The organism is Campylobacter felis, from assembly GCF_030250085.1.
Taxonomy (GTDB): Bacteria; Campylobacterota; Campylobacteria; order Campylobacterales; family Campylobacteraceae; genus Campylobacter_D; species Campylobacter_D upsaliensis.
In genome coordinates, this window is record NZ_JANURX010000002.1 from 127,062 (window position 1) to 140,734 (window position 13,673).

The window sequence follows — 13,673 nt, forward strand, 5'->3', positions numbered from 1 at the left end:
ATGATGAAAGTTATAAAAAGAAACGGACGCACCGAAGAGCTCGATATTTCTAAAATCAAAAAATGCACTATGGACGCGGTGAAAAATCTTGAAGGCGTCAGTTTAAGTGAGCTTGAGCTTGACGCAAAAATTCAGTTTCGTGATGGCATTACCACAGAGGAAATTCAAAAAACTCTCATTAAAACAGCGGTCGATAAAATCGACATCGATTGTCCCAACTGGACCTTTGTAGCGGCTAGGCTTTTTTTATTTGATTTATACAAAAAAGTCAATGGTATGAACCGCTATAATCATTTACGCGAGTATTTTGAAAGAGGTGAAAAAGAGGGAAGAATTTTACTAGGCTTAAAAGAAAAATACGACCTTGACGATTTAAACGCCTACATTAAACCAGAAAGAGATTTACAATTTACTTATCTTGGCATCAAAACTCTTTATGATAGATATTTGATAAAAAATTCTAAAGCCGAGCCGATAGAATTACCTCAACAAATGTTTATGGCTATTGCTATGTTTTTAGCACAAAATGAATTTGACCCTCAAGAATGGGCAAAGAAATTTTACGATCTCATCTCTAAATTTGAAATGATGTTAGCCACGCCAACCCTTTCAAACGCTAGAACAACGCGTCATCAACTAAGCTCTTGTTATATAGGAAGCACAGCGGATAATATTGAAGGCATTTTTGATAGCTATCAAGAAATGGCTTTGCTTTCTAAATTTGGTGGCGGCATAGGCTGGGACTGGTCTAAGGTGCGTGCTATGGGTGGGAGCATAGATGGGCATAAAAATGCTGCGGGAGGCATTATCCCCTTTCTTAAAATCACAAATGACATCGCTGTGGCGGTAGATCAGCTTGGCACAAGAAAAGGGGCTATCGCCGTTTATATCGAACCTTGGCATATGGACATTAATGACTTTATCGATTTGCGTAAGAATTCAGGTGAGGAAAGACGTAGAGCGCACGAGCTTTTTCCGGCACTTTGGATTAATGATATTTTTATGAAAAGAATTAAGGCAAATGATAAATGGACGCTTTTTGATCCTGCTGATACACCTGATTTATGCGATTTATATGGAGAAGCCTTTGAAAAGCGTTATGAAGAATATGAAAAAGATGACAGCATAGTAAAAGAAATTATTGACGCGAAAGAATTATGGAAAAAAATTCTTCTTAATTATTTCGAAACAGGATTGCCATTTTTATGCTTTAAAGACAATGCCAATAGAGCAAATCCAAATTCTCACACAGGCATCATAAGAAGTTCAAATTTATGCACAGAAATTTTCCAAAATACAGAGCCAAATTATTATCAAATCAAAGTTATTTTTAAAAATGGGGAAGAATTGCATTATGATGAAGAAGAGAGAGTTGTAATTGACGGCGGATACGAGAAGCCAGCTAAGAAAATTTCAACCTTAGATAGCATCAATGGACAAAAGGTTTTCATCGTAGAGAAATTTAAAAATGACGGAAAAACCGCCGTTTGTAATCTTGCTAGCATTAATCTTAGCAAGGTGCATACTAAGGAAGATTTAGCTAGGGTCGTGCCAATAGCAATTCGCATGCTTGATAATGTGATTGACCTTAATTTTTATCCGCACATTAAAGTCAAAAATACCAATTTAAAATCCCGTGCCATAGGGCTTGGAGTAATGGGCGAAGCACAAATGCTAGCGGAAAATCAAATTTTTTGGGGTAGCGAAGAACATTTCAATAAAATCGATGAAATAATGGAATGTCTTAGCTATGAAGCCATTTTAGCAAGTTCAAATTTGGCTATTGAAAAAGGCTCTTATCCTGATTTTAAAGGCTCAAAATGGAGTGAGGGGATTTTCCCTATTGATGTGGCGAGTGAAAAGGCTAAGGCTCTTACTTTAAGAGACGGACTTTTTGCACAAAGCTCTTGCGATTGGGATCAATTACGCCAAAAAGTCAAAAATGATGGTATGCGTAATGGCTACTTAATGGCGATAGCACCGACCTCAAGCATATCCATACTTGTAGGCACAACTCAAACCATAGAGCCTGTTTATAAACGCAAATGGTTCGAACAAAACTTAAGCGGTATGATCCCTGTTGTTGTCCCAAATTTAAATCTAGAAACTTGGCAATATTACACCCCAGCCTATGAGCTTGATCAAAAAATTCTTGTCAAAGCCGCCGCAGTGCGTGGTAAATGGATAGATCAGGGGCAAAGCCTCAATATCTTTTTATCTTTAGATAAGGCAAGCGGGGGCTATCTTAACGAAATTTATACTCTAGCGCACGAACTAGGGGTCAAATCGACCTATTATCTAAGAAGTGAAAGTCCGGATAGCGAAAAAGTAAATGTTGCTGATAGAAGTATAGAATGCGAGGGCTGCCAGTAGGTAGCCTAATGCGTCTCGTTAATATCGACCTTTATTTTCTTCGTAAAAAAACGCCTTTCTTCTCTTACAACTTCTAATGAAACGAATTTTAAAATCCCCCAAAGCGTTTTTAAACTTTAATCCGCTTGGCATCATAATGCTCTTTTGCATCATAGTTGTCCAAAAGGGATATTTCCTCTATAATCACCCTCCTTTTCACATATACTATAATGGATTAAGGTTAGATGATTTCCCAAGTCAAATTCTTGCATTATCATTTCATCTTCTTTTAACTTTTCATTATGACTGACATTGATAAGGGTGTAACCCCCCCCCCCCCACATTTTTATCAAATAATTTTGCAGTTTTTTGCAAAAATTCACTTGCTTCTTTTAAATCAAAATCCCCACTACGCACAAAAACGACATTTTTAGAAGAGAGAATTTTATCTTTGATAGGTATCCAGCGTTTTCTTGTTTGCTTATTTATTCTTTGAGCTTGAATTTCTAGCTCTTCATTTGAGAAAAAATGGTGAAGTGAAATCATACCATTAAGCCTATCTTTAACCTCCATAGGCTTTCTTTTTTTCATCAACAATAAAACAAGAGAGAAAAAAGTCTCTAAAATCACTTTGAAATAACTCAAAAACAACCTTTAAGCTATCGTTAATCATCCAATCCAAAGGAGAGGCTAAATTCCTTAGATGATTTTTCCTTAAATGATGTGCCACTCTACAATGCGACCCTACGCTTAAGGTAAAATCGGTCTTTATTTTGGGAAATTTGAAAATGTGAAAATGATTGATTTGATTTTGCATTTTTATCCTTTCAATATAGCTTAGATTTTAGTCAAATTCACCAAAATCTAAGCGATTTATGCTCTCTACATCACAAAAAGCGTTGGAACTATAGTTGGATATTTTTTAATCTTTCTAAAAATATGTTTTCTAAGCACGGTGCGAATTTGATTTTCTAAAAATCTTACGTCATTAAACCACTCATCTTTAGCATTAGTAAAAAACACGCTCAAAACATCAGCCGTTTCCTTACTAAAAGCGTGGTCGTGTTTATCTGCTACAAGTCCATAGCTAAAAACACGCGGCTTATTAATCAAAGTCTTAGTCGCCTTGTCAATTTGAGCTATGATGACGACTATACCGCTATCAGCTAATTTTTGGCGGTCGATGACGACATCATCGGCGATTTGTTTATTAATTTGATTATCTACAAAAATTTTGCCCGTTTTGACCGTTTTAACTCTTTTAATGTATTTTTGACACACTTCTACTTGATCTCCATCACTCATTAAATAAATATTTCTTTCAGGGATACCACATTTCATAGCCGTTTCTTTATGTTTAGTGATGTGATTATACTCTCCATGCACAGGCAAGAAAAATTTAGGCTTAATGAGGCTTAGCATAAGCTTTTGCTCCTCCATACTCGCATGCCCACTCACATGAATTTCGCTAAATTCTTGGTAAGCCACTTTCGCTCCCGCTTTTAAAAGATAATCAAGCACAGCCGAAACGCTAACCTCATTTCCCGGAATCGCCTTAGCCGAGATGATGACTTGATCACTTGGCTTGATTTTGATGAATTTATGCTCATCTGTCGCCATTCTATAAAGCGCACTCATCGTTTCGCCTTGAGAACCTGTGGTTACGATTAGAATCTCATTGTCTTTATACTTACTCACCTCATCGGCATCAATGAAAATTTTTCTATCAAGTTTAATATAACCTAGCTCCATAGTTGTATAAAGATTACGCTCCATACTACGCCCTATCACACAGACTTTTCTGCCATATTTTAAACCATAAGTGATAGCTTGATAAACGCGGTGGATATTAGAGCTAAAGGTACTCATAATCACCCTGCCCTTAGTTTTAGCAAAAATTTGATCAAAAGTCGGTCCCACAGAACTTTCACTCTTAGTATAGCCCTCTTTGTAGGAATTTGTGCTATCGCTTAAAAGGCACATTACGCCCTCCTCTCCATAATGTGCCAAACGATGTAAATCCGTAGGATAACCATCAATGGGCGTTTGGTCAATCTTAAAATCGCCCGTATGTATAATAGTCCCAGCCCTTGTTTTAACCGCTAAAGCCGAAGCGTCAATAATAGAGTGTGTTATATGTATCCACTCAACCTCAAATTCACCGATTTCATAAATGCGGCGTTTCTCCACAGGGCGAAACCACTTGCGTTCAGCTTTTAAGCCGTGCTCTTCAAATTTATTAGAAATCATACCTAAGGCTAGGGGCGTAGCATAGATAGGAAACTGAAATTCCTTGAAAAAATACGGCACAGCCCCAATATGATCCTCGTGAGCGTGGGTGATAACAATACCTCGAATTTTATCTTTAATCTTACGCACATAATCAAAATCAGGTATGATAATATCCACCCCGTGCATAGTCCCATCTGGAAAACTCATACCAAGATCAATAATAATGGCGTCATTATTTGTCTCAAAAACGCTGATATTTCCGCCGATTTCCCCAAGCCCACCTAGAGGAGTAATGCGAATTTTATGCTCACTTGAATTGTTATATTTGAGAGGATTGAGTCTTGTTTCATGTGAAACACGATTTGCCTCAATGCACTCTGCTAAAGCGATTTGCCAGTCTTCATTGCCTGTAAGTTTGGAGGGGAGATTGCGATTCCTTTTTTTCTTTTTTGCTTCATTAGGCTTTGCTTGTTCTGCATTTTCACTATTTTTTACGCCTTCTGTTTCTAAAGAATCTGCAAGTTTTCTGCGGCGATTTTTGTATTTGTAACGCTTATTGTTTTTGGAATTAGCATTAGGATTTTCCACATTTTGTTCGTTTTTTTCATTTTCGTTCATATTGATCCTTTAATTTTTCATAAATTTTAAGGTATGAATTAACGCAAAGTTCGTGAGGACGCACATTTTCTTTAAGTCCCAAATCCTCAAAAAGCTCCAAAAGCTTACACTTTTCGGCTTTTAAATTACTCAAAAGTTGTTTTCTTGGAGACTTAAAACAAATTCTAAGAAAGCTTTTAAAGCTATCAAGCTCACATATTTGCTTCAATTCTTTTTGTTTTATCAGTCTCATCACAGATGAAACAACCTTTGGAGGAGGATTAAAACACAAAGGACTTACATCAAAAAGTATTTCCCTTTCGCAAATCATCGCACTCAAAACACCAAGTGCGCCAAAATCACTACTTCCACTTTCGGCACAAAATTTCAATGCCATTTCTCTTTGCACCATTACAATCAAACCTTGGCAATTTTCATCTTCCAAAGCCTGTAAAATCAGCTTACTAGCAATATAATATGGCAAATTTGCGACTAAAAAATACTTATCCTCATCAAAACAAGAAAGCTCACTTGCATCTTGATGAAGTAAAATAAATTTTTCCTCTTTTAATTCTTTTTGAAATTTATCTCTTAAAAAGCCTATAAGGTCAGCATCTATCTCATAAGCTTTAACAGAAGAAATTTTCAAAAGCTCTTGCGTTAAATCACCTAAGCCAGGCCCAATCTCAACGATTTTCTTCACATCTTTGGGTATGGCTTGAGTGATTTTTGTCAAAATTTCCTTATCGTGCAAGAAATTCTGTCCGTATTGTTTCTTTGCTTTAATCATAAAGAACGATTTTAGCTAAAAATTCTTAACTTTAAGTCTTTTTGGCTAAAATTATCACGAAATTTAGGAGAATTCAAAATGATCATTTGTGCAGGTGGAAACGAAAATTTTCCTTTTGCCAAAGCCATAGGCATAGGATTAATAGAAAGTGCGATTAATTTAACGCGAATTTGTTTAGAATTTCAGCCAAAAGAGCTTATTTTTATAGGCACTTGCGGACTTTATGAAAGAGGGAAAATTTTAGAGATTTATGAAAGCTCTCACGCCTTTAACATCGAATTTTCAAAATTAAGCGATTTTTATAGCCCTGCAAAAACAGAACTTTGCCTTGAAAAAAGTGCTTATAAAATCAATTCTTCCAATTATATTTGTGCGGATAAAAATGCCGCTTTAAAATTAGCAAATTTAGGACTTGATATAGAAAATATGGAATCTTTTTCTGTCCTAAGCGTAGCGAAAAATTTTAACATAAGTGCCAAATGTTTTCTTTGTGCGACCAATTTTTGCGATAAAAACGCACACCAAGATTTTATGAAAAATCATCAAAAAGCTAAAGAAAAATTAGAAAAATTTTTAAAACAAAAAGCTTTAATTTAAAGGAAAAAATTGAAAGAATTAACGAATATTTTAGACCTTTTACCCGAAGAACTCACACAAAAAATTCAGCCAATGTTTCGCGTGAAACAAATTTGCCAATGGATTTATCAAAAATATGCCGATGACTTTTCTCAAATGTTGAATTTACCAAAAAATTTACGCGAAGAATTAGCCAAAAACTACCATTTTGAGCCATTAAAATGCATCAAAGAAGAACGAAGCAAAGATGGGAGCATTAAATATCTTTTCGAGCTCGAAGACGGCTTGAGGATAGAATCTGTGCTTTTGCCGATGAAGGAAGAAAAATTTGACGAAGAAGGCAAAAGACTTTCTCACGCTAAATTTACCATTTGCGTTTCATCTCAAGTAGGATGTAGGAGTGGGTGTAGCTTTTGTCTTACGGCTAAGGGAGGGCTTAAGAGGAATTTGAGTGCTGGGGAGATTGTGGGGCAAATTTTGTGGATTAAAAGGCAAAATCATATCCCTTATGAACGCCGTGTAAATATCGTCTATATGGGTATGGGAGAGCCGCTTGATAATCTTAACAATGTCGCAAAAGCCGTGCGAATTCTAAGCCACAATGATACTTTAGCCATAAGTGTGCGTCGTCAAACCATTAGCACGAGTGGGCTTGCAAGGCAGATTAAAGAGCTTGGGGAGATGAATTTGGGCGTTTTGCTTGCTATTTCTTTACACGCTGTTAATGATGAGCTTAGAAGCAAACTTATGCCTATTAATAAAGCCTACAACATAGCCTCTGTTATGCAATCCGTGCGTGAATTTCCCATAGATATGCGTAAAAAAGTAATGTTTGAATACCTCCTAATAGACGGCATTAATGATAAAATCGAACATGCAAAAGAGCTAGTCAAGCTTTTAAATGGTATAAAAGCTAAGGTCAATTTAATCCTTTTTAACCCTCATCAAGGTAGCATCTACAAGCGCCCTAGTCTTGAAAATGCCGTGAAATTTCAAGATTTACTCAGTCAAAAAGGCGTTACTTGCACCATAAGGGAGAGCAAGGGACTTGACATCTCCGCCGCTTGTGGTCAGCTTAAAGAAAGAAGTGAGGGTTTATGAGTATTTTAGATATAGGACAACTTGTTTTTATCGGTGTCGTTGTGATTGTGAGTTTTGTGGGTATGGTTTATGTGATTAAAAATAGTCGTTAAACTATTTAAGCAAGCATTTTGCTTTTAAATTTCGCTTATTTATCTTGTAACCAAAGAACTTAACCCTAATTTGCACTCGCTATTGATTAATATAAGCATAAATATTTTGCCTTTATAATCCTATAATTTTACAAAAACTCAGCGTATTGAATTTTTTGTATGTAGTTTGACATATATGTGAAATCAATTTCTTTTTTTGCAGTTATGGGTAATTTTATATTGATATTTGGCACCTCTGAAATTGTCCTTCCGTGTCCTATTGTTTTAAAGAGAGTTTCAGAAATTGTGATTGCTAAAAAGTATTTTGCAAATTTGTCTATTTTATCTTTGATACAATTAGCAAAATCGCAAATCATTACAAAATTTGTAGCACAAAATTCAAACTCACAATAATATGTCTTGCCGCCTCCGCCATCTCCACCGCTAATAATGCAAATTTTATCGCTATAAACTTGCTCTATTTCATCTCTTAGTTTTGCGCCACCTATGCCATTATTGTCCTTTTTAGCAATGACAAGTGGAATGCCATTTTGTGGATATTTATTTTCTATTTTTCTATCAATGGACTTTTTCTCTCTACCCTTTCCTATTTTGATGATTAAATCACTGATTGAAAAATCCTCAAAAGCAGTATCCCAAATGGCATTTTTCTTTAAAGTGTTTTTATGTAATTCAAATCCGCATAAGACTTTAGCACTCACTGCCTCCCTGATATACCTAGTATAAACCTCTTCTTGTATCATTGCATTTCTGTGAGAGCTATATGCCTCAAATAAAAGCTCATCATTAGCTTGTAAATCGGTCTTAATAATTGCCCTATTTTTTGTAAAATCATTTTCTAAATATGCTTTTAAAATTTCATTTTTTATATTGTCCCACTCATCATTTTTACAAATACGAGCCTTATTGACAACTTCAAAGCCATCATTTAAGCAGTTGATTAAAATCGTCTTGTTTTCTTTTATACTTGTTTTGTGTAAAACAATAATGCAAGTATTTGCTCCAACAGGATAAAACAAATTAGTCGGTAAAGAAATCACCGCCTTTAAATTTGCTATCTTAAAAATCTTTGATAAATAGCTAACATTTGCTTCAATCGTCCCGCTGACACAGGATTTTGGAACTATTGTTGCTAAAAAGCCATCATCACGCATATAATAAAGCGTTTCATAAACGAATTTTAATTCAATATCACTTTGTGCAAAAGGTGGATTCATTAAGACTCGATTATACATATTTTGTAGGCTTGGTAATCTTTCAAAACAATCCGCATTATAAATTTGCGAAGCACCGTCTCCATGAAGCATCATATTGATTCCAGCAAGAGTCGCATTAAACTCATTTGTCTCTATGCCGATTAAGCGATTTTGCTTGATATTTTTTTGTGTCTCGTGTAAATTCTCTAATTTTGGATCAATTTCATTAAACATATTTGCCATTGCATTGGTCAAAAATGTGCCACTTCCACAAGTTGGGTCTAAAATTTCACTATCTTTAGAGCAATAAGCAAGGCTATACATTAAATTTGCTATATGATCTGGCGTAAAAACTTCGCCTTTTTCATTGGCATTTACCGAATTCCACCTGCGAAAAACCTTTAAGAAATTATTCATTATATCGTGTCCCTTATAATCATCAGCGGAGATATGGATAAAATTATAAATTGTTGAAATTTCTTGGATAATGGTAAATAAATCTTCGCTTTTAGCTCTATTAAGCGAACTATCATCTAAAATTCTTAGAATAAAACGCTTTTTCTCTTTTTTTGTAATCGGTATATCCTTATCAACCAAAATTTCATTGATACCTTGTTTAATCGATTTTAAAATTGTCGCAGTAGAAGTTAAATCAATATAATCACTCTCTAAAAATTTCATACATAGCATTACAGCCCCAATAAATGGAACATTCATTTGTTTATCAATTTTAGAATTTCTAAATAGATTTGCTAACTTTAAGGCACCACTATTTACAATTTGCTCATTATTGATTCTTTTTGGGAAGTATTTTTCTTTGTAATATTCCTTATCTTTTAAAGTCAGTTCATCTTTTATAAGCTTTCCATTGACATAGCAGCGAAATTCGGTTTTATTGTATTCAAAACCTATAAAATTTTCATTGCTTTCAAGCTCCATATAGTCTTTTAACTGCCCTGTAAATTTTTCGTTCGGGGCTTTAGCATCTAGTATAAAAGTAATGCCATCATAAAAATAATAGCCATCGGGTTTTTTTGACTTGCCCTTTTCGCCTTTATAAATAAACAATGAACCATCTGTTTTGTTTGGTAAGCCTAATATGTGCGAAAAGGCTCTCACAATCTCAAATTCACTTTCTTTTTTCAATACACTTCCTTTCAAAATCTCCTCAAAACCGCTCTTAATTTTTCAGCCATTACATCAATATGCTCTTTTTCTATAATCAAAGGCGGTAAGAATCTTAAATCATTTTTAGAGCAACTTAAAAGCAAAAGATGATTTTCACGGCATTTTTTAAGCACATCGCCCACTTTTACTTTAGGATTTAAACGAAGTCCTTGCATAAAGCCGAGCCCTTTTCTTTCCCCGCAAAAGTCAAATTCGCTTGTTAGCTCATCTAAGGTTTTTTCCAAATAGGGCGTGAGTTTAACAACCTTGCTAAGTATCTTTTCTTTAGCGTAAATTTCAAAGACGGCATTTACAGCCGCACAAGCGAAAGGATTACCTCCATAAGTGCTTCCGTGATCCCCTGCTTTAAGAGAATTTTGTGCCACTTTTTCACTCACCGCAAAAGCCCCCACAGCTACCCCACAGCCCAAAGCCTTAGCAAAAACTGCTACATCAGGCACGATTTGGCTATATTCATAAGCAAAAAACTTTCCACTACGCCCCATTCCACATTGAATTTCATCGCTTATGAGTAAAATGTCTCTTTCATCACAAAGTTTTCTCAAAGCTTTGTAAAATTCCGGTGTGGCAGGATTTATCCCACCCTCGCCTTGCACACTTTCAAGCACTATGGCACAAGTTTTTTCATTTAAGAGCTTTTTAACGCTTTCTAGGTCGTTAAACGAGGCAAATTTTACTCCGTTAATCAAGGGCTTAAAAGGCTTTCGATACTTTTCATTTGCCGTTAAAGACAAAGCTCCCAAAGTACGTCCGTGAAAGGAATTTTTAAAAGCGATGAAAGATGGGTTTTTAATACCCTTATTAAAAGCATATTTTTTAGCGACTTTCATAGCACCCTCAACGCTCTCTGTGCCTGAATTTGTGAAAAAAACGCGAGAAAGTTTTGAAGCTTTGGTTAAATTTTTGGCAGCTTTTAAAACCTGTTCGTTAAAATAAAGATTACTTGTATGTAAAATTTTATCAATTTGCTTTTTTAAAGCCTCGTTAAAGAGCTTATGATTGTAACCCAAAGCACACACACCTATACCGCTAGCAAAATCCAAAAATTCCCTATCTTCATCATCATACAAATGCACACCCTCGCCCCTTGCTAGAGTGAGTTCAAATTTATTATAAATTTCAAGTAACATCTAAACCACCAAAGTCCCTATACCCTCATCGGTAAAAATTTCAAGCAATAAGCTATGCTTCACGCGTCCGTCTAAAATATGCACTTTTTTCACGCCATTTTCACACGCATCAATGCAAGAGCGTAATTTAACAAGCATACCACCCTGCAAAGAGCTAAGAAGCTCTTTTGCTTCGCTAAGGCTGATTTTTGAGATGAGTGAGTTTTTATCCTCGTAATTTCTATAAAGCCCTGCAATATCACTTAAAAAAACGAGCTTTTCTGCTTTTAAAGCCTTAGCCAAAGCACAAGCGGCGTCATCGGCGTTAATATTATAAGTGTTTAAATTTTCGTCCATACCCACAGGGGCGATCACAGGCAAAAAGTCCTTTTCTAAAAGCTCGTTTAAAATTCCCACTTTTACCTTAGAAATTTCACCCACAAAGCCTAAATCCTCGTCCTTTTTAATGCAGTGCAAAAGCCCTGCGTCCTTACCACAAATTCCTATGGCTTTCACACCTAAGCATTCTAAATTTTGCACTAAATTCTTATTGATTTGCAAGAGTGCCATTTCGGCGATTTTAGTCGTTTCTTTATCACTCACTCTTAAGCCGTTTTTAAATTCACTTTTCACGCCCAAATTTTCACAAAGCTTTGAGATGTCCTTACCGCCTCCGTGAACAATCACAGGCTTTAAACCTACAAGCTTTAAAAGGGCTATATCTTGCATAACGCAATGCTTTAGCTCCTCATTTTCCATAGCCGAACCGCCGTATTTAATCAAAACAATTTTAGAAGTAAATTTGCGTATATAAGGCAAGGCTTCGATGAGAACTTGAGCTTTTTCTAAATACTTTTGCATAATCTTTTCCTAATGGTTAAAATGGGTTTGATTACTCTCATTTAAGGACAAATCGTAATAGTTTGCGTCCTCTCTTAAAGTAAAGCCATAATGCCGCCAAAACTCATTACCCAAATCATTACTTTTAAAAGCAATGAGGGCAATTTTATTAATCTTTTCTTTTTTAAGTGCTTCTAGGCAAAATTTTGTCATCTCGTGTGCTATGCCCTTTTTTCTATGATTTTTATGCACACATACATGGTAAAAGCCGCCCGTGCGTCCATCGTGTCCGCAAAGTATGCTCCCTACTATTTCGCCATCAAGTTCTGCCACAGCACTCAAACCGGGATTACGCCTCAAAAAAGCACTGATATTTTCAAAACTATCATCAATACTTCTTAAACCAAAGCCCTTAATTTCACACCACAAAGCATACACTTTTTCATAATCACTCTCTTGCATTGCCCTAATTTTCATAAATCCTCCTAAAATCCTAAATTTTCATCAAAATCAAACATTAAATTCATATTTTGCACCGCTTGTCCAGCCGCACCTTTGACTAAATTATCCAAAGCACCGATGATGATAAGTCTTTTTGTGCGTTTATCTATGCAAAAATTAAGATCCATAAAATTACTATGGCTTACAAAATGCGTTTGCGGATAAGTTTTTTCAGGCAAAAGGCGAATGAAAAGCTTATCTTTATAGTATTTTTCATAAATTTTTCTAAGCTCATTTTCATCAATTTCACAGGCTAAATTTGCGTAAATACTTGCTAAAATCCCCCTTTGCATAGGGACAAGGTGCGGAGTGAATTGAATTTTTAGCTCCTCATTTGCTGCAAGGCTTAATTGCTCTTCAATCTCTGGTGTATGACGGTGCGAAGCAATAGCATAAGCCTTGAAATTTTCATTGACTTCGCAAAATAAATTCTCTATCTTAGCTCCGCGTCCAGCCCCACTTACTCCGCTTTTCGCATCGATGATAATGGAATTTAAATCGATGATTTTTTCCTTCACCACAGGATAAAGACTAAGGATAGAGCAAGTCGTATAACAGCCCGCATTTGCCACTAAACGCGCCTTTTTTATCTCCTCACAATAAAGCTCACTAAGCCCATAAACAGCCTCTTTGACAAGCTTTTCATTAGGGTGAGTAAAATGATAATAAAGCTCATAATTTCGCAAATTTTTCAAGCGAAAATCCGCACTCAAATCGATAATTTTCATACGCTTTAATAAAGCATCATTAATAAAACTCGCACTAAATTCGTGCGGAGTCGCCATAAAAAGCACATCAAGCTGAATTTTACTTAAATCCTCGCTAGCAAATTGAAGACTTAAATTTGAGTGCGGATAAAGGGCGTTGTAACTTTGTCCCACATTATTTTTTGAGCCTATGTAAGTAAGCTTTGTTTTGGGGTGTTTTGAGAGAATTTTCACAAGCTCATTACCCACATAGCCACTAGCACCTAAAATTCCTACCTTAAGTTCCATTTTTTTCCTTAATTTTGAGATTTCGATTATATTATTTTAAAATAAAAATTGATTTAAAAAGTATTAAGAAAATTCTAAACTTATAATGATAAATCTGCCTTCAA

General features: G+C 35.5%; 13 protein-coding genes. 3 read left to right on the top strand and 10 right to left on the bottom strand.

All coding sequences use genetic code 11. The features are described from left to right. The first annotated feature begins 3 nt into the window (after positions 1-3). Entirely contained in the window at positions 4-2,373 is a 2,370-nt protein-coding gene (locus tag NYG92_RS01980) for a ribonucleoside-diphosphate reductase subunit alpha (RefSeq protein ID WP_289233372.1), read from the top strand. A 149-nt stretch (positions 2,374-2,522) separates the two neighbouring features. Here NYG92_RS01980 and NYG92_RS01985 read toward each other — a convergent pair whose 3' ends face one another. The 5 genes from NYG92_RS01985 to rsmA form a co-directional block, all read right to left on the bottom strand. Further along, positions 2,523-2,696, bottom strand: coding sequence for a hypothetical protein (locus NYG92_RS01985; RefSeq protein WP_289233373.1), 174 nt, complete (start codon positions 2,694-2,696; stop codon positions 2,523-2,525). After that, on the bottom strand, positions 2,653-2,925 hold the full coding sequence (locus NYG92_RS01990; protein WP_289233374.1) for a hypothetical protein: 273 nt from the start codon (positions 2,923-2,925) through the stop codon (positions 2,653-2,655). Before NYG92_RS01990 ends, NYG92_RS01985 begins: the two co-directional genes overlap by 44 nt. After that, on the bottom strand, positions 2,915-3,169 hold the full coding sequence (locus tag NYG92_RS01995; RefSeq protein WP_289233375.1) for a DUF1796 family putative cysteine peptidase: 255 nt from the start codon (positions 3,167-3,169) through the stop codon (positions 2,915-2,917). The genes NYG92_RS01990 and NYG92_RS01995 overlap by 11 nt, the downstream gene beginning before the upstream one ends. A 65-nt stretch (positions 3,170-3,234) precedes the next feature. After that, entirely contained in the window at positions 3,235-5,202 is a 1,968-nt protein-coding gene (locus NYG92_RS02000; RefSeq protein ID WP_432264797.1) for a ribonuclease J, read from the bottom strand. Next, a complete protein-coding gene (gene rsmA / locus NYG92_RS02005; protein ID WP_289233376.1) occupies positions 5,189-5,971 on the bottom strand; it encodes a 16S rRNA (adenine(1518)-N(6)/adenine(1519)-N(6))-dimethyltransferase RsmA in 783 nt (260 codons plus the stop codon). Before rsmA ends, NYG92_RS02000 begins: the two co-directional genes overlap by 14 nt. A 78-nt stretch (positions 5,972-6,049) precedes the next feature. Here rsmA and NYG92_RS02010 point away from each other — a divergent pair, with 78 nt between their 5' ends. After that, on the top strand, positions 6,050-6,568 hold the full coding sequence (locus NYG92_RS02010; RefSeq protein WP_289233377.1) for a phosphorylase family protein: 519 nt from the start codon (positions 6,050-6,052) through the stop codon (positions 6,566-6,568). A gap of 9 nt (positions 6,569-6,577) precedes the next feature. Continuing rightward, the gene (gene rlmN, locus NYG92_RS02015; protein ID WP_270977162.1) at positions 6,578-7,648 is read left to right on the top strand and encodes a dual-specificity RNA methyltransferase RlmN; all 1,071 of its coding nucleotides are present in this window, start codon (positions 6,578-6,580) and stop codon (positions 7,646-7,648) included. Between the two features lie 220 nt (positions 7,649-7,868). Here the strand turns inward: rlmN and NYG92_RS02020 are convergent, their stop codons facing one another. From NYG92_RS02020 to argC, 5 genes are read right to left on the bottom strand one after another with little or no spacing between them, the layout of a single operon-like run. Then, a complete protein-coding gene (locus NYG92_RS02020; protein ID WP_289233378.1) occupies positions 7,869-10,082 on the bottom strand; it encodes an HsdM family class I SAM-dependent methyltransferase in 2,214 nt (737 codons plus the stop codon). Between the two features lie 11 nt (positions 10,083-10,093). Next, a complete protein-coding gene (locus tag NYG92_RS02025; protein WP_289233379.1) occupies positions 10,094-11,254 on the bottom strand; it encodes an aspartate aminotransferase family protein in 1,161 nt (386 codons plus the stop codon). Further along, a complete protein-coding gene (gene argB, locus NYG92_RS02030) occupies positions 11,255-12,094 on the bottom strand; it encodes an acetylglutamate kinase (protein ID WP_270977157.1) in 840 nt (279 codons plus the stop codon). 9 nt (positions 12,095-12,103) lie between these two features. After that, positions 12,104-12,550 (bottom strand): GNAT family N-acetyltransferase, encoded by a 447-nt coding sequence (locus NYG92_RS02035; protein ID WP_270984728.1) that lies wholly within the window; start codon positions 12,548-12,550, stop codon positions 12,104-12,106. Between the two features lie 8 nt (positions 12,551-12,558). Next, entirely contained in the window at positions 12,559-13,569 is a 1,011-nt protein-coding gene (gene argC / locus NYG92_RS02040) for an N-acetyl-gamma-glutamyl-phosphate reductase (RefSeq protein WP_289233380.1), read from the bottom strand. Positions 13,570-13,673: the final 104 nt, after the last annotated feature.

What these genes read in the sequence shown, in the direction of transcription:
- argB (WP_270977157.1), bottom strand. Translation starts at nt 12,094, where the DNA reads ATGCAAAAGTATTTAGAAAAAGCTCAAGTTCTCATCGAAGCCTTGCCT.
- NYG92_RS01990 (WP_289233374.1), bottom strand. Translation starts at nt 2,925, where the DNA reads ATGGAGGTTAAAGATAGGCTTAATGGTATGATTTCACTTCACCATTTT.
- NYG92_RS01995 (WP_289233375.1), bottom strand. Translation starts at nt 3,169, where the DNA reads ATGCAAAATCAAATCAATCATTTTCACATTTTCAAATTTCCCAAAATA.
- NYG92_RS02010 (WP_289233377.1), top strand. Translation starts at nt 6,050, where the DNA reads ATGATCATTTGTGCAGGTGGAAACGAAAATTTTCCTTTTGCCAAAGCC.
- NYG92_RS02035 (WP_270984728.1), bottom strand. Translation starts at nt 12,550, where the DNA reads ATGAAAATTAGGGCAATGCAAGAGAGTGATTATGAAAAAGTGTATGCT.
- NYG92_RS02025 (WP_289233379.1), bottom strand. Translation starts at nt 11,254, where the DNA reads ATGTTACTTGAAATTTATAATAAATTTGAACTCACTCTAGCAAGGGGC.
- NYG92_RS01980 (WP_289233372.1), top strand. Translation starts at nt 4, where the DNA reads ATGAAAGTTATAAAAAGAAACGGACGCACCGAAGAGCTCGATATTTCT.
- NYG92_RS02000 (WP_432264797.1), bottom strand. Translation starts at nt 5,202, where the DNA reads ATGAACGAAAATGAAAAAAACGAACAAAATGTGGAAAATCCTAATGCT.
- NYG92_RS01985 (WP_289233373.1), bottom strand. Translation starts at nt 2,696, where the DNA reads ATGTGGGGGGGGGGGGGTTACACCCTTATCAATGTCAGTCATAATGAA.
- rsmA (WP_289233376.1), bottom strand. Translation starts at nt 5,971, where the DNA reads ATGATTAAAGCAAAGAAACAATACGGACAGAATTTCTTGCACGATAAG.
- argC (WP_289233380.1), bottom strand. Translation starts at nt 13,569, where the DNA reads ATGGAACTTAAGGTAGGAATTTTAGGTGCTAGTGGCTATGTGGGTAAT.